This is a genomic window from Cupriavidus nantongensis (assembly GCF_041726985.1).
Taxonomy (GTDB): domain Bacteria; phylum Pseudomonadota; class Gammaproteobacteria; order Burkholderiales; family Burkholderiaceae; genus Cupriavidus; species Cupriavidus nantongensis_A.
Genome location: NZ_CP168302.1, coordinates 1,138,709 through 1,154,310, shown reverse-complemented (window position 1 = coordinate 1,154,310; position 15,602 = coordinate 1,138,709). Strand labels below are relative to the sequence as shown.

16 protein-coding genes are annotated in these 15,602 nt (G+C 71.1%); 4 read left to right on the top strand and 12 right to left on the bottom strand.

The window, feature by feature from the left end:
* Positions 1–140: 140 nt before the first annotated feature.
* The gene (locus ACEI37_RS04900; protein ID WP_373377600.1) at positions 141–1,601 is read left to right on the top strand and encodes an alpha/beta hydrolase family protein; all 1,461 of its coding nucleotides are present in this window, start codon (positions 141–143) and stop codon (positions 1,599–1,601) included.
* Between the two features lie 96 nt (positions 1,602–1,697).
* Positions 1,698–2,315 (top strand): DUF938 domain-containing protein, encoded by a 618-nt coding sequence (locus tag ACEI37_RS04895; protein WP_115681941.1) that lies wholly within the window; start codon positions 1,698–1,700, stop codon positions 2,313–2,315.
* A 35-nt stretch (positions 2,316–2,350) separates the two neighbouring features.
* On the opposite strand, the gene ACEI37_RS04890 is transcribed toward ACEI37_RS04895, so the two are convergent.
* A complete protein-coding gene (locus tag ACEI37_RS04890) occupies positions 2,351–3,115 on the bottom strand; it encodes a sulfite exporter TauE/SafE family protein (RefSeq protein ID WP_373377599.1) in 765 nt (254 codons plus the stop codon).
* 183 nt (positions 3,116–3,298) lie between these two features.
* On the opposite strand from ACEI37_RS04890, the gene cysK reads away from it, so the two are divergent.
* Positions 3,299–4,216 carry a cysteine synthase A gene (gene cysK, locus ACEI37_RS04885; RefSeq protein ID WP_373377598.1) on the top strand — a complete coding sequence of 306 codons (918 nt, stop codon included), beginning with the start codon at positions 3,299–3,301 and terminating at the stop codon, positions 4,214–4,216.
* A gap of 61 nt (positions 4,217–4,277) precedes the next feature.
* Here cysK and ACEI37_RS04880 read toward each other — a convergent pair whose 3' ends face one another.
* The 9 genes from ACEI37_RS04880 to fliF form a co-directional block, all read right to left on the bottom strand.
* Positions 4,278–4,766: a GFA family protein gene (locus ACEI37_RS04880; protein WP_062803763.1), complete on the bottom strand. Its 489-nt coding sequence runs from the start codon at positions 4,764–4,766 to the stop codon at positions 4,278–4,280.
* A gap of 85 nt (positions 4,767–4,851) precedes the next feature.
* Positions 4,852–5,514: a DNA oxidative demethylase AlkB gene (gene alkB / locus ACEI37_RS04875; protein ID WP_373377597.1), complete on the bottom strand. Its 663-nt coding sequence runs from the start codon at positions 5,512–5,514 to the stop codon at positions 4,852–4,854.
* A gap of 31 nt (positions 5,515–5,545) precedes the next feature.
* Positions 5,546–5,962, bottom strand: coding sequence for a type II toxin-antitoxin system HicB family antitoxin (locus ACEI37_RS04870; protein WP_373377596.1), 417 nt, complete (start codon positions 5,960–5,962; stop codon positions 5,546–5,548).
* A 245-nt stretch (positions 5,963–6,207) separates the two neighbouring features.
* Entirely contained in the window at positions 6,208–7,683 is a 1,476-nt protein-coding gene (locus ACEI37_RS04865) for a flagellar hook-length control protein FliK (protein WP_373377595.1), read from the bottom strand.
* Between the two features lie 50 nt (positions 7,684–7,733).
* Entirely contained in the window at positions 7,734–8,192 is a 459-nt protein-coding gene (gene fliJ / locus ACEI37_RS04860; protein WP_373377594.1) for a flagellar export protein FliJ, read from the bottom strand.
* Positions 8,158–9,654 (bottom strand): flagellar protein export ATPase FliI, encoded by a 1,497-nt coding sequence (gene fliI / locus ACEI37_RS04855; protein WP_373377593.1) that lies wholly within the window; start codon positions 9,652–9,654, stop codon positions 8,158–8,160. Before fliI ends, fliJ begins: the two co-directional genes overlap by 35 nt.
* Entirely contained in the window at positions 9,647–10,462 is an 816-nt protein-coding gene (fliH, locus tag ACEI37_RS04850; RefSeq protein ID WP_373377592.1) for a flagellar assembly protein FliH, read from the bottom strand. The genes fliI and fliH overlap by 8 nt, the downstream gene beginning before the upstream one ends.
* Positions 10,449–11,459, bottom strand: coding sequence for a flagellar motor switch protein FliG (gene fliG, locus ACEI37_RS04845; RefSeq protein WP_373377591.1), 1,011 nt, complete (start codon positions 11,457–11,459; stop codon positions 10,449–10,451). The genes fliH and fliG overlap by 14 nt, the downstream gene beginning before the upstream one ends.
* Entirely contained in the window at positions 11,446–13,158 is a 1,713-nt protein-coding gene (gene fliF, locus ACEI37_RS04840) for a flagellar basal-body MS-ring/collar protein FliF (RefSeq protein ID WP_373377590.1), read from the bottom strand. Before fliF ends, fliG begins: the two co-directional genes overlap by 14 nt.
* A 425-nt stretch (positions 13,159–13,583) precedes the next feature.
* On the opposite strand from fliF, the gene fliE reads away from it, so the two are divergent.
* On the top strand, positions 13,584–13,907 hold the full coding sequence (gene fliE / locus ACEI37_RS04835; RefSeq protein ID WP_265920074.1) for a flagellar hook-basal body complex protein FliE: 324 nt from the start codon (positions 13,584–13,586) through the stop codon (positions 13,905–13,907).
* Between the two features lie 76 nt (positions 13,908–13,983).
* Here the strand turns inward: fliE and ACEI37_RS04830 are convergent, their stop codons facing one another.
* Positions 13,984–14,277 carry an EscU/YscU/HrcU family type III secretion system export apparatus switch protein gene (locus ACEI37_RS04830; RefSeq protein WP_373377589.1) on the bottom strand — a complete coding sequence of 98 codons (294 nt, stop codon included), beginning with the start codon at positions 14,275–14,277 and terminating at the stop codon, positions 13,984–13,986.
* The gene (locus ACEI37_RS04825; protein WP_373377588.1) at positions 14,274–15,587 is read right to left on the bottom strand and encodes a flagellar hook-length control protein FliK; all 1,314 of its coding nucleotides are present in this window, start codon (positions 15,585–15,587) and stop codon (positions 14,274–14,276) included. The genes ACEI37_RS04830 and ACEI37_RS04825 overlap by 4 nt, the downstream gene beginning before the upstream one ends.
* Between the last annotated feature and the right edge of the window lie 15 nt (positions 15,588–15,602).

The window sequence follows — 15,602 nt, the reverse complement described above, 5'->3', positions numbered from 1 at the left end:
ACGGCCCCAGCGAGTCGAGGATCGCCTCCATGCGGCTTGCGCCACCGTGTCCTACAGTGGTTGGGGCGCCCGCCACGGCACCTCGCCGCCGGCGCGCCATCCGCCAGGACAACAAGAACCGCATAACAAGGAGACCAGGCATGAAACGAGCTGTCGGGAAAGCCGCGATGCTGTGCCTCGCCGCCACGCTGCTGTACGGCTGCGGCGGCGATGACGACGAGCCGGCGCAGACTCCGCCGCCACAGGCCGAGGAAAAGCGCCCGCAGGACGACCGCACCTTCACCATGGATGCCGCTACGCTGCCGTTCGTGGCGCTGGCCGGCGCGCCCGACGCGGACCGCTGGTGGGGCGTGCAGGATGGCGCGGGCTACCGCATCGAAGTGCCGAAGAACTGGAACGGCCGGCTGGTGATGTACGCGCACGGCTATGCGGGCACCGGCGCGGCCCTGTCGGTGACGATCCCCAGCATCCGCCGGCACCTGCTGGCCAACGGCTATGCCTGGGCCGCATCGAGCTACGCGAAGAACTACTATGACGTGCGCGCCGGCCTGGAAGACACCAATGCGCTGGCGCTGGCCTTTACGCGCATTGCCGCGCAGAACGGGCGCACGCTGGCGGCACCGGCGCGCCTCTACATCGTCGGCCATTCGATGGGCGGCCATATCTCGGCCGCGGCGGTCGATGAAGAGAACATCCAGGCCGCCAACCACAAGGTGCGCTACCACGGTGCGGTGCCGATGTGCGGCGTGCTGGGCGATACCGAGCTGTTCAACTACTTCGGCGCCTACCAGACCGCCGCGCAGCAGCTGGCCGGCTATCCGGTGACGGCGTGGCCGGCGGCCAACTGGGCGCAGATCGCGCCGGCGGTGCGCGCGGCGCTGTTCACCACCTACCCCGGCCAGACCACGGCGCAGGGCGACACTCTCAAGGCGATCGTGCGCAACCTGACCGGCGGGCAGCGGCCGCTGTTCGACTGGGGCTTCGGCGGCCCGGGCGCGCAGGGGCTGCAGGACGCGGTGTGGAGCACTTTCGGCCAGGACGGCTCGGTCAACGGCATCCTGACGCAGAACGTGGTCAACACCACCGGCATCACCTTCCAGTTCGACAACGACCCGGCGCAGTCGGTGGCGGAGCAGTCGTTCAACGCGGGCATCTTCCGCGTGACCGGGAGCGCCGAGGCCAACCGCGCGCGCAGCGATGGCCTGCGCTGGATCCCCAAGACCAATGCGCGCATCGGCGTGCCGGTGGTGACGCTGCATACGCTGGGCGACATGTACGTGCCGTTCAGCATGGAGCAGATCTACAAGCGCCGCGCCGATGCCAACGGCACAGCGCAATGGCTGGTGCAGCGCGCCATCCGCGGCGTCAGCCATTGCGACTTCACCGTGGCCGAACAGGCCCGGGCCTTTGACGACATGGTCAACTGGGAGCAGAACGGCGTGAAGCCGGCCGGCGACGAGGTGCTGGACGCCGCCACCGTAGCCAGCCCGGCCTACGGCTGCAAGTTCACCGACAACACGCTGGCGAGCGGCGAGGAAAACCAGACCACGGCGGCGCTGCGGCCGTCGGTGGCGCAGGCGTTCCCGTGCGCGCCGGGCTGAGCGGCGGGTTGGCAGCGTAGCGTAGTGGCGCCGCGGCGGGTCCGCGCGCCAATTCTGCTACGCTAGGCCTGTCCCCCACCGCCAGCACATGCCACTATGACCGGCCCGACCCACGATCCCGACGCGCGCCGCATGGCGCCTGCCACCGAGCGCAACCGCGAGCCCATCCTCGCCGTGCTGCGCCAGGTACTGCCTGCCAGCGGCACGGTGCTGGAAATCGCCAGCGGCACCGGCCAGCACGCCGTGCACTTTGCCGCGGCGCTGCCCGGCATCACCTGGCAGCCCAGCGATCCGGACGCCGCCGCGCGCGCGTCGATCGCGGCCTGGACCGCGCACGCGGGCCTGGCCAATGTGCGTGCGCCGCTGGCGCTGGATGTCTGCCAGCAGCCGTGGGGCATCGACGCCGCGGCTGCGGTGGTCTGCATCAACATGATCCATATCGCCCCGTGGGCCGCGGCCGAGGCGCTGTTCGCGGGCGCCGGCAAGCTGCTGGGGCCCGGTGGCGTGTTGTTCCTGTATGGCCCCTATCGCCGTGGCGGCGCGCATACCGCGCCCAGCAACGCGGCCTTCGATGCGCAGCTGCGCGCGACCGACCCCGACTGGGGCGTGCGCGACATGGAGGCCGTGATCGCGCTGGGCGCGGCGCAGGGCCTGCGCTGCGACGAGCCGGTGCCGATGCCGGCGAACAACTTCTGCCTGGTGCTGCGCAAGTAAAAGCGGCGCGCGCGGGTTTGCAGGATTCGCTGGATTCAGCCGCGCACCAGCATCACCACCGCGGTGGCGATCAGGCACACCGCAAACAATGCCCGCAGGCGGCGCTCGGGCATGCGGTGCGCCAGCGCCACGCCCCACGAGATGGTCAGCATGCCGCCCAGCGACAGCGGAATGCCGCTGGTCCAGTCGACCTGGCCGGCATGGGCATAGGTAGCCAGCGCCACCACCGCGCCGGGCGTCACCAGCGCCAGCGCCAGGCCTTGCGCGGCGGCCTGGCGCAGCCCGAACAGGCCGACCAGCGCCGGCGCGGCGACCACGCCGCCGCCCACGCTGAAGAAGCCGGAGAACAGGCCGCCGACCACGCCCACCAGCGGAATCCAGCGCGCTGAGACGCGCGCCCGTGGCGCCGTCACCGCGCGACCCGGCAGCAGCCGCCACAGGAAGTACAGCGCCATGCCGATCATGAACAGCGCAAAGACTCGCCGCAGCAGCTGCGCGTCCATCGCGGTGGCCGCGCGCGCCGCGAGCCAGGTCGCCAGCACCGCGGACAGCCCGAGCACGACCGCCGTGCGCAGCGCAATGTCGGCCCGCTTGCGGTATTGCCAGAAGCCGATCAGCACGTTGGGCGCGATCATCACCAGCGCGGTGCCCTGCGCCAGCTGCTGGTCCATGCCGAACAGCAGCCCCAGCGCCGGAATCGCGATCAGCCCGCCGCCGATGCCGAACAGCCCGCCCACCGCGCCGAGCAAACCACCAAGTCCGAAGATCAGCAGGGAGGACAGCAGCAGGTGGTCAGGCATCGGTGCAAGGGGGCAATGCGGGGATTTGAGGCCGGATTCGGAAGAAAGCGGGGGCAAGGCGCGGCGGCCTCAATCATACGCGAGCGGCTGCGCCGGCGCTTTGCACTAAAATCGGCGGGTCATTCGATCCTGCATTGCGCGGCCCGCCATGGCCGCCGCATCGCAACCGCCACGGAGAACACGATGAAGGTCCAGAACATCCTGCAGACGATCGGCAATACCCCGCATATCCGCATCAACCGGCTGTTCGGCAATAGCCACGAGGTCTGGATCAAGTCCGAACGCAGCAACCCCGGGGCTTCGATCAAGGACCGCATCGCGCTGGCGATGGTGGAAGACGCCGAACGCCGCGGCGTGCTCAAGCCCGGCGGCACCATCATCGAGCCCACCTCGGGCAACACCGGCATCGGCCTGGCCATGGTGGCCGCGGTCAAGGGCTACAAGCTGGTGCTGGTGATGCCCGACAGCATGTCGGTCGAGCGCCGCCGCCTGATGCTGGCCTATGGCGCCACCTTCGACCTGACCCCGCGCGAGAAGGGCATGAAGGGCGCGATCGCGCGCGCCGAGGAACTGGTCGCCGCCACCCCGGGCGCGTGGATGCCGCAGCAGTTCGAGAACCCGGCCAACGCCGAGGTGCATGCGCGCACCACCGCGCAGGAAATCCTGAACGATTTCCCCGAGGGGCTCGACGCGCTGATCACCGGCGTCGGCACCGGCGGGCACCTGACAGGTTGCGCTCGGGTGCTGAAGGAAAAATGGCCGCAGCTGAAGGTGTTCGGGGTCGAGCCGGTGGCCTCGCCGGTGATCTCCGGCGGCGCGCCGGCGCCGCATCCGATCCAGGGCATCGGCGCAGGCTTTATCCCGAAGAACCTCGACACCGCGCTGCTCGACGGCGTGATCCAGGTCGACGCCGAGCCCGCGCGCGAGATGGCGCGCCGCTGCGCGCGCGAGGAAGGCATCCTGGTCGGGATCTCGTCGGGCGCCACGCTGGCGGCGATCGCGCAGAAGCTGCCGGAACTGCCGGCCAACGCGCGCGTGCTGGGCTTCAACTACGACACCGGCGAGCGCTACCTGACCGTGGAAGGCTTCCTGCCCGCCTGAGCGACGTCGGCGGCGTGCGCGCGGCTGGAACGAAACCGTTCCTGTCGCGCCTGCCCGCCATTCAGCGCGACAGCAGGCCGTGCCGCTTGTGCCAGTCGGCCAGAGATTCCTCCGGCCATGTGTCGCAGCGCACATGGCCCTTGCCGCGCGGCACGTCGACCCACGGCGCGACGGAGTCCAGCGAGGCCTCCACCACCTCCGGCGGGCGCGGCAGCGGCGTGTCGATGGCCGAGGCATGGGGATACAGCATCTCGGGCCAGCGCGGGTCCCACAGCCACAGCGCACTGCCGCACTTCACGCAGAAGTGCCGCTGCGCCGGCGAGCGCCGCGCGCGCTTGCCGGGCTCGCGCAGCACGGCATGGTAGACGCCCAGGTGCTTGCGCCCGCGCACGCGCAGCGTGGCGGCATCGCCGCCGATGTTGATGGCATAGCCGCCACCGCCCGCCGTCTTGCGGCAGATCGAGCAATGGCAATGCATGTAAGGGCAGGGCGAATCGGACTCGAGCGAGAAGTGAACCGCGCCGCAATGGCAGGAGCCGTCGAGATGCATGGGAAGGACCTTTGCACGGTGGCGTTCGGGACAGTCCATTGACTGTAGAAAACCCCCGCCAAAGTGCCAAGGCCCAGGCAGGCGCCTATCGCGCCTTGCGGAACGTCAGGTTGATCCGCAGCGGCCCCAGCAGCGGATGATCGCCATCGGCCAGCGGCGCCACGCCGTGGAACGCCAGCCGCGACGGCCCGCCCCACACCACCACGTCGCCATGCGCCAGCCGTACGCGCTGCGGCTTGTCGGTACGGCGCATGCCGCCGAACAGGAACACCGCCGGCAGCCCCAGCGACACCGAGACGATGGGCGCGGTGAAATCGCGCTCGTCGCGGTCCTGGTGCAGCGACAGGCGGGTGCCCGGCACATAGCGGTTGATCAGGCAGGCATCCGGCGCAAAGCCGGCAAAACCCGCCTGCGCCGCCGCGCCGGCGGCCAGCTCGCGGAAACTCGCCGGCATGTCGGGCCACGCTTGTCCGCTCAGTGGATCGACCGGGTCATAGCGATAGCCGCGCGCGTCGGAAACCCAGCCGCATGCGCCGCAGTTGGTCATCGCCACCGACATCTTCAGCCCGCCCGGGGTGACCATGTGCCGCCAGGGGGCCAGGGCCAGGATGGTTTGCACATCGGCGAGCAGGGCTTCGGCACTGGCCCGCGCCGCGCCGCGCAGCACGACGGCGCCGTCGGCGAGGGGTTCGATGATGGGGGTGGCGGCGCTGTCTTCTGGCAGGTCGTCGAACAGGTCGAACGTCATGGTGGGAGGGTGCTGCTGTGGCCCGTCGGGTTCAGGCGACCTTCAGTTCCAGCCGCTTTCCAAGCGCCCGGAACGCGGCCTCGATCGTGTCGATCTTGGTCGCATGATCGAGGTCGACGATGCGCTGGACTTCCTGCTTGCGGGTATGCAGGCGGCGTGCCAACTCCGCCTGCGTGACCCCCTGCGCGATCATCTCGTTGAGCAGCAGCACCTTTGCCGACATGCTTGCCGGCAGCTCGACCAGATGCTGGCCGCGTGCCGCCTTCGACGGCAGCGGCACCGGACGGCCATCTTCGAAATAGAACTCCATGGCCGTGGCAAGCGCATCGGCGGCCATCTCGTGGGCCTGCTCGATCGTGGCGCCGCTGGTCAGGGCTTCCGGGATATCGGGAAACGAGACCGCAAAGCCATCGCCGTCGGGGACGATGTTGGCGGGAAAACGCAGCATATTGGAATTCCTCCCACGTCAACGGAGGCTTGTATGGTAATCAATAATGCTTACCTATTCCAGCAGCGAAGCTCAATATTTCGAGAGGCGTGCCCGCGGTCGTGCACCGCGTCGGTGTACTCCCTCTCCCGCTTGCGGGAGAGGGTCGGGGAGAGGGCCGGAGCATCAACGAATTGCCAGCGCCGGCCCTCTCCCCCGGCCCCTCTCCCGCAAGCGGGCGAGGGGAGCAAACCGGCAGCGCGCCCTTACGCGAACGTATCAATCTCCCCTTGTGCCAGCACACGCGCAGGCCGGCCCATTGCGCTGCCCGCCGGCCCCGGCTCTGCCGTCGCTACCGCAGTGCCCCCAAAGCCAGCCTGTCCGCGCCCATGCCCCGGCGCCTGCTGTTGCTGCCCGTTGCCGTTGCCATTGCCGGCCTGGTTGGCAAAGCCATCGGCGCCCACCGAGGTGTGGCCCAGCTGGATGCCGTTTTCCGACAGCGCGGTGCGCAGGTGCGGCAGCGCGGCTTCGACGGCGGCGCGCACGGCCTGGTGGGGCGAGACGAATTGCGCCTGGGCCTGGTCGTTGACCACGTTGAGCACCACCTTCAGCGGCCCCAGGTCAGGCGGGTTCAGCTGCAGTTCGGCGCTTTGCTGGCCTTGCGTGCCCAGGCGGATCATTTGCTGGCCCAGGGCCTGCGGCCACTGGCTGTCGTACAGCGGCGGGGCGACCACGGGCCGGCTGGCGGCAGCGGCGGCAGCGGCCGGAGTGGGTTGTCCGGCCAGTGTGGCGGCCACGGCAGGAGTGCTGTCGGGAGTGATCGCGGCGGTCTCGCCGGCGCGCGCGGCAGCTTGCGCGGCCGCGAACTGGCCGGCGGCGGGGCGGCCATCCGGCGCGGCAGGATTGGCCGCGAGCGGATCGGCGCGATGCTGGCCCAGGCCGCTGTCGGGCCGATGCCCCGATCCGCCCGCGGAGCCACCAGTGTCCTGGCCTGGCAGGCCCGCTTGACGGAGCGCCAATGCGTCGCTCGCAACGGCCGGTGTGGTGCCGGCTTTCGCATCGGCGCTGGCGCCGGGCTGCATTGCTGCGCGCTGCGAGGCGATGGTGGCCAGCGTGTCGGCGACCGAAGGCTGCGCCGGCCGCGATTCGGCGGTGACCGTTTGCAACGGGTCGGGCAATGCGGTGCCCTCAGCAGGACCTGCCGTGGTGCCGGGATCGACCTGGGTTTGCGCGGTGGCGTTCGGCACGGTGTTGCCGAGCGCGGCCTGCAAGGCCGCGGCACTGCCGGTGTCGGCCATGCCGGCGACCGCGGCGCCCGCGGCGCCGGCGGGCACGGTCGCGGGGTTTGCTGGCGCGGCGGCGGGAAGCATCAGCGCCAATGCGGCTGCCGCGGCGGCTGCATCGGTCGGCGTTGCTGCCGCGGTGTCTTCCTGGTCCTGATCCTTCTCGCCGGCAGCGGCCTTCTTGCCGGTGGCGGCGGTGTATTGCGGCTTGCCGGCGTCGGCCTGTGCTGCAGCCGGCCGCGCCGCGGGCTGGTCGCGCGCGGCCGTCTCCCTGGCGGCGGGCGCCGGCGCAGCGGCCTTGTGGCTGTCGCGGGCCTGCGAGAGCGCGTCGCGGAAGCCGCTGGTGGCGGCGTCGGCGCTGGCGCGCCGGGCGCCTTCCACCGCGTTGGCGGCGCTGGCGCGCCGGGCGCCTTCCACCGCGTTGGCGGCGCTGCTGACAATCTGGCTGATATCGATCATGGGGATTCGCTACGGTGTGGCCCGGTGGATTGTTGCCGCCCGGGCATCGTTCAGGCTTCGCTCAGGCGGCTGGCCGCGGTGCGGACCAGGCGGGCGGCGTATTCGTCGTTGGCGCGCTGCTCGCGGCGCGCGGCTAACTGTTCCTGCTTCGCCTCCGCGCGTGCGATCAGCGTGTCGAATGAGTTCAGGCGGCGCTTCTGGTGCTGCCACCGGTTGCGGCCGGCCAGCAGGTCGGCCTCGGCCTTGGCCAGGGCCGCGCCCTGCTGGCGGATGGCCTGGTCCAGCGAATCGAGGAAGCGCGAGAAATCCTGCCAGCGGCTGGAGGTCATGCCCTGCGCCGCCACCACCTGCATGCGCTCGCGGTACTCCTGACGGTATTGCGTGAGCTGGTTGAGCTGCAGCTCCGCCTGCGTGCGCAGGCCCTGCAGCCGGCCGAGCTCGCGCGCGGCGGCGTCGGTATCGGTCTGGGCCAGGTCAGCCAGCGTGTTGAGCGGTGAATGCTTGAGCATGTTCACTCCTGTCGAAGAGGCTGTGCAGCGCGGCGATGGCGTCGGCGTAGCCGGCGCGCTCGTGGATGTCCTGCTGCAGGAAGGCTTCCATGCGCGGATGCAGCTGGATCGCCAGGTCCAGTTCCGGGTCGTTGCCCGGCACGTAGGCGCCCACGCTGATCAGGTCGCGGTTGCGCTGGTAGCGCGACATCAGCTGCTTGAAGCGGCGCACCGAGCCGAACTGCTCGTGCGGGACCAGCGCGGTCATGGCGCGGCTGATCGAGGCCTCGACGTCGATGGCCGGATAGTGGCCGGCTTCGGCCAGGCTGCGCGACAGCACGATATGGCCGTCGAGGATGGCGCGCGCGGAATCGGCGATCGGGTCCTGCTGGTCGTCGCCTTCGGTTAGCACGGTGTAGAACGCGGTGATCGAGCCGCCGCCCTCGGGGCCGTTGCCGGTGCGCTCGACCAGCGTCGGCAGCTTGGCGAAGACCGACGGCGGATAGCCCTTGGTGGCGGGCGGCTCGCCGATCGCCAGCGCAATCTCGCGCTGGGCCATGGCGTAGCGCGTCAGCGAATCCATGATCAGCAGCACGTGCTGGCCCTGGTCGCGGAAATACTCGGCCAGCCGCGTGGCATAGGCGGCGCCCTGCATGCGCAGCAGCGGCGAGCAGTCGGCCGGCGCGGCCACCACCACCGAGCGGCGGCGACCCTCCGGCCCCAGGATGTTCTCGATGAATTCCTTCACCTCGCGGCCGCGTTCGCCGATCAGGCCGACCACGATCACGTCGGCGCTGGTGTAGCGCGCCATCATGCCCAGCAGCACGCTCTTGCCCACGCCGGAGCCTGCGAACAGGCCCATGCGCTGGCCGCGGCCGACGGTCAGCATGCCGTTGATGGCACGCACGCCGGTGTCGAGCACGGTTTCGATTGGAGCCCGCATCAGCGGATTGATCTGTTCGCCGGCCAGCGGCACTTCCATCGCCGCCGCGATCGGGCCGAGCCCGTCCAGCGGGCGGCCCGCCGCATCCAGCACGCGGCCCAGCAGTCCCGCGCCGACCGGCAGGCGCTTCGAGCCGGGCTCGCGCGGCGCGGTGGTGCCGGCCGGCAGCGGCGACGGCTCCAGCGGGTAGACACGCGCGCCCGGCAGCAGCCCGACCACGTCGGACTGCGGCATCAGGTACAGGCGGTCGGCGCCAAAGCCGACCACTTCGGCTTCGGCGGTGCGCGGGGCGTTGCTGTCGGTGGTGAACTGCCCGGCGGGCAGCTCGATCAGGCAATCGCTGCCCACCGGCAGGCGCAGGCCCACGGCTTCCAGCACCAGCCCGGCGGCGCGCGTCAGGCGGCCGCAGCTGCGCTTGCTGTCGAGGCCGGCGATGCCGGCCGCGGCGCCGTTGAGCGCGCCGATCCAGCGTTGCGTGTGGGCTTGCGCGGCGTCCGGCACGGGCGCGGCGGCGTGGGTGTCCGGCGTGGTATCAGGCATGCGGCGGCTCCCACGGGTCGTCGCGACCCAGCGCCCGCACCACGCGGGTCCAGCGCGTGGGCAGCGTGGCGTCGCGCTCGCCGCTGGCGGCGCTGGCGACGCAGCCGCCGCGCGCCACCGACGGATCGGCGCGCACGGTCCAGCCGGCGGCGGCGAGTTCGCCGTGCAGGTGGGTCTCGACCAGCGCCACGTCATCGGGGTGCAGCAGCAGGCTGGGCGATCCGGACAGCGCCGGTTCGCTGGTCAGCAGCTCGCGCACCGCGGGCAGCAGCGCCGCGGGGTCCTGCGCCAGGGTCGTGCGCACCAGCTGGCGCGCCACGTCCAGCGCCAGCGATACCAGCGCGTGCGCGACCGCGTCGTCGACGCTGCTCAGCGCGCCGCGGAAATTGCCGGCCAGCGCCTGCAGCTGCGCGGCCTCGTTGCGGGCGGCTTCTAGGCCGCGTGCATAGCCTTCGCGATGGCCGTCGCCGTAGCCCTGGGTCTGGCCCTGGGTGTAGCCCTGGGCGTAGCCTTCCTTGCGCGCGCCTTCGCGCATCGCGTCAAGTGCGGCGAAGTCGATCGGCGGCGGTGCCGGTTCGGCCGGCATGGCGGCCAGCGTCTCCAGCGGCTCGGCATGCCGGGGATCGAGCGAGCCCATCTGCCAGCGCTGCCAGCCGGCGCCGCCGCCACGCGCGCGGCGCGGCGGCTCGAACGGCGCAAAGCCGCCGGAACCGGCGGCCGCGCCGTGGCCGGCCAGGGACGAGAACGAATCCGCGCCCAACCCGCGGCGCGCGCCTCCGCGCTCGGGGTCTGCTTCAGACATAGGCATCGTCGCCTCCGCCGATCTGCACTTCGCCCGCATCCGCCAGGCGTCTTACCACCTGGAGGATGGCCTTCTGCTCGGCCTCGACCTGCGACACGCGCACCGGGCCCAGCGCGTCCAGGTCCTCGCGCAGCATCTCGCCGGCGCGGGTGGACATGTTGCGGATGAACTTGTCGCGCAGCTCCTGCGGCGCGCCCTTGAGCGCGACGATCAGCGATTCGGTGGCGATTTCCTTGAGCACGCGCTGGATGCCGCGGTCGTCGACCTCGAGCAGGTTCTCGAACAGGAACATCTCGTCGATGATCTTCTGCGCCAGGTCGCCGTCGTGCAGGCGCACGCCGTCGATCACGGCCTCTTCGTGCGCGGTGCTCATCAGGTTGATGATCTCGGCCGCGGTGCGCACGCCGCCCATGCGGCTGCGCTTCAGGCTCTGGCCCGCCAGCAGCTTGGTCAGCACGTCGGTCAGCTCTTGCAGCGCGCCCGGCTGCACGCCGCCGAAGGTGGCGATGCGCAGGATCACGTCGTTGCGCAGGCGGTCGGTGAACAGCCCCAGCACCTCGGACGACTTCTGGCGGTCCAGGTGGATCAGGATGGTGGCGATGATCTGCGGGTGCTCGTCGCGGATCAGCTCGGCGATGGCGGTGGCGTCCATCCAGTTCAGCGAGTCGATCCCGCCGCCCGGATCGCGCGACTCCAGGATGTCCTCGATCACCGACTGCGCGCGCTCCTCGCCCAGCGCCTTGTTCAGCACGCTGCGGATAAACGCGCCGGAGTCGACGTTCAGCGCCAGGTACTGCTCGGTCTCGGCGCGGAACTCGCCCAGCACCTCGGCCATTTCCTCGCGGGTGACCGAGCTGAGCGTGGCCATGGCCGAGCCCAGCTCCTGCACCTCGCGCTGCGACAGGTGCTTGAACACCTCGGCCGCGGCATCCTCGCCGATCGCCATCATCAGCACCGCGCTCTTCTGCAGGCCGGTTTCAGAGATGCCCTTAGCGGTTGTCATTGCTAATCCAGTTCTTGATCACGCTGGCGACCAGGCGGGGGTCGCGCTGGGCGGCGTCGCGCACCAGCGCGAGATCGCTTTCATACTTGGCGGCGAGCCGCAGGATTTCCGGATTGGCCGGCTCTTCCGGCGGCAGCAGCACCGCCTCGGTCTCGTCCCTGGGCTCGGGCGCCGGCAACGGCGGCGTGGTGTAGCGGCGCAGGATCGGCCGCGCCACCTTGAACCACACGAACAGCGCCAGCAGTGCCAGCAGCAGGTAGCCGGCCAGGGTCTTGCCCAGTGCAATCATGTCGGGCTGCTTCCACAGCGGCAGTTCGGGCTCGGCCTTCTCGCGCTCGGCGGTGAAGGGGCTGTTGACCACGTTGATCGAGTCGCCGCGATCGGCCGAGAACCCCATCGCTTCCTTGGTCAGGTTCTGGATCTGCGCCAGCAGCGCCGGCGGCAGCGGTTCGGCGACGAGCTTGCCCTTGGCATCGGCCTGCTGGCGGTAGTTGACCACCACCGCCACCGACAGCCGGCGCACGCCGCCCGGGGCCTGCTGCACGTGGCGCACCGAGCGGTCCAGCTCATAGTTGACGGTGGAGTCGCGGCGGTTGCTGCTCGGGCCGCTGGATGCGGTAGTGGTGGCGCCCTGCGCCGCCTGGCCGGGCTGGCCAGGTTGCGCGGCAGCCGGTGCACCCGCCTGGCCCGGGGCCTGGCCCGCGCGCGGCGTCTGCGGCGTGGTCACCGGCGCGGCGGCGGCAGCGGGCGGCTGGTTCGACAGCGCCCCGGGCACGCCGCCCGGCGGCGTTGCGCCCTGCTGGGTCGATTCGCTGGTCTGCTGGCTGCGGATCGCCGAGCGGGTCGGGTCCTGGTTCGGCTTGTAGCTCTCGTCGGTGTGCTCGACGATGGAGAAATCGACGTCGGCGGTGACCTGCGCGCGCACGTTGTCCTTGCCGACGATCGGCGTCAGGATCGCCTCGATGCGCTTCAGGTAGTTCTGCTCCAGTGCCTGCACGTACTTGAGCTGGGTGGCGTCGAGCATGCGCTCGTTGCCGGTGTTCGACAGCAGGTTGCCGTGCTGGTCGACGATCGAGATCGACTTGGGCGTCAGCTCCGGCACGCTCGACGACACCAGGTGGCTGATCGCCGCGACCTGGCCTTCGTCGATGGCACGGCCCGGATACAACTGCAGCACGATCGAGGCGGTCGGCTTCTGGCGCTCGCGCACGAACAGCGTCGGCTTGGGGATGGCCAGGTGCACGCGCGCGGACTGCACCGCGGCGATCGATTCGATCGAGCGCGCCAGCTCGCCCTCCAGCCCGCGCTGGTAGTTGACCTGCTCGGCAAACTGGCTGATGCCGAACTTCTGGTTGTCCATCAGCTCCATGCCGGCGGTGCCGCTCTTGGGCAGCCCCTGCGAGGCCAGCCGCAGCCGCGTCTCGTGCACCTTCTCGGCCGGCACCATCACGGCGCCGCCGCCTTCGGCGAACTTGTACGGCACGTTCATCTGCTGCAGTGACTGCAGCACCGCGCCGCCGTCGCGCTCCGACAGGTTGCTGTACAGGACCTTGTAGTCCGGGCCGCGCGACCACAGCACGCCCACCGCGATCGCGGCGGCCAGGGCCGCGCCGCCCAGCATCAGCGGCAGCTTCGGGTTGGCCTTCAGGCGCTCCAGCATTTCGGCCGGACGCCCGGGCAGTGCCACTGCCGCGGTCATGCGCGTGCTCCGGATCCGGCGCCGCGACGCTCGCGACGGCACGGGCGATGCTTACCGCCCTGGTCGTCGGCTCGGCTCACGGCACGGCTCACCGCATTGCTCACATTGCGCTGCAGAGAAAACACGCGTACTCCCGAATGGATGGTTGTCTGGTGATTGCCGGCACCCGCACGGGACCACGGCCCGCGCTCTTCCGGCACGGTGGCAATGATCGGCCAGACTTGAGCGCGACAATCCGGTGAATAGACCGGGTTTTCCGGCCGATTTCGGTCCATCGGGCGAGGGTGGCGGCAGGTACGCTGCGAGGGCTGAAACTGGCTGCGGATCCGCCCGGCGCGGGCCTGTGGCAGGCCGGGAACCGGCCAACCGGCGCCCACGGCGCGCCCCAAGACCAACCGGGCCGGACCTCCGGCCGATTACGACCCATGACCACTATCTCTTCCATCGAGGGCATGCTGCAGCAGCTGCGCGGGATGTCCCAGGTTGCCTCCGGCAACTCCGCCGGGCAGGCCGCGGCGCCGGTCGGCGGCGGCTTCGCCGGCGAGCTGCAGCGCTCGCTCGGCCGCATCAACGCCGCGCAGGAGCGCGCCTACGGCCAGGCCGAGGCGTTCGAGCTGGGCAAGCCCGGCGTGGCGCTCAACGACGTGATGATCGACCTGCAGAAGGCCAACGTGTCGTTCCAGACCGGGGTGCAGGTGCGCAACCGGCTGGTGGCGGCTTATCAGGAGATGATGAATATGGCGGTGTAAGGCCAGCGCCTTGCCCGCAGCGGAAAGCCCCCGGCGCGCGCAAGCGGCCGGGGGCTTTTGCCGTCGGGGCGGGCGCTCAGGCCGGGCCCGGCGCGCCGGGATCCAGGCCCGATTCCAGCTGGTAGATCCATGCCAGCAGTTCGGCCACCGCCACATAGAGCTGCGGCGGCACGTGGCTGTCCAGGTCGACCTGCATCAGCAGGTTCACCAGCGTCGGCGAGTCGTGGACGTAGACGCCGGCCTCGCGCGCGCGGGCGATGATGGCTTCGGCGACCACGCCATAGCCCTTGGCGACCACGCGCGGCGCCTTGTCGCTGTGCTGGTACGACAGCGCGATCGCTGCGCCGCGCTCGTGTGCTGCGTCGCTCATTGCGTCCCGCCTTGCGCCAGGCTGTCCTGCGTCTGCACGCTCAGGCGCTGCACCGCGATGCCATGCGCCTCGAGCTGGCTGCGCAGCTGCGGCCGCGCCGCGATGAAACGCGCGGCGACGTCGGTTTCGGGCGTGGCCACGCGGGCGTCGAGACCGCCAGGGCCGAGGGTCAGCACCGCTTCGACCACGCCCAGATTCGGCAGCTGCAGCCGCAGGCGGCTCGACCACGGCCGCGCGGCTTCGCCATGGGTGGCCGTGGCGTCAGCCTCCGCGCGCAGCAGCTCCCATTCCATCGGCACGCCGGGCCAGGCTTCGCCGGCAAAGCGGAACTGTTGCGTGGCGAGCAACTCCAGTTGCTGGCGGACCACGCCTTCGGTTGCGGGATGGATGGCCGGGCCGGCGGCCGTCGACTGCCGGCTGGTATCTGTCGAAGCCTGCGCGCCGCTATCGGACAAGCGCGGCGCCTGGCTGGCGAGGTCGTCCAGCGCAGCGAAGCGCGCGCCCGCCTGCGCCGTGGATTGATAGGCCTGTGTGGCCAGCGTCGCGGCAGAAGGGCGCTGCGCGGCGGGGCCGGCGTCGCGGCTGTATAACGCCGTGGTCGCGGTGCCTTGCCGCAGCGCCTGTTCGGCCGCCGCATGGCTGTGCGCCACGCGCGGATTGCCCGCTGAAGCCAGCGCTTCGGCCAGCACCTGCGAGGCCGGCAGCAGCGGCGGCATGGATGGCCGCGCCGGCTCCGCCCCTGCGCCGCTGCCGGCATAGGCCAGCTGCAGCGACGGCGGCGCGGCAGCGGCACCCTGGCTTGCACCGGCTGGGGCAGCTGGGCGGCCCGGCACCGGAACCTGCGCCTGCGGCTCCTGGCGCAGGCTGGCCAGCCCGCGCGCGCCGGACACCCACTGGGCCAGGTGCGATTCATAGAACAGGCCGCTCTGGCCGACCGCATTCGCCAGCGCCGCGGCGGTGGCCTGCGCCGACGCTGCCGTGGGTGCCGCCGGCAGCAGCGACGCATTGCCGCGCACCGGCTGGGCTTCGGCACCGTCCATCACGGCCAGGATGGCGCGCGCCGCCGCGCTCAGGGATTCCTGCGTCGACGCGCCAGGCAGCAGGGCGCCCTGGCCAGCCATGGCATTGGGGCCGCTTGCGAGCGCGCTGTGGCGGACGGCCTGTCCGGTGGCGTTCTGGACGTTCGACTCGGTCGCCTCGGCCACCGGCTGCAACGCCGCGACCTGGTCGAGGGCGATGGCAGTGCGCAGGGTCTGGGGGTCCGGGGCCTGACCGGGTGCCAGGCCTGGCGGCAGGTGGATGCCGGTCATACGGGTCGCATGGAT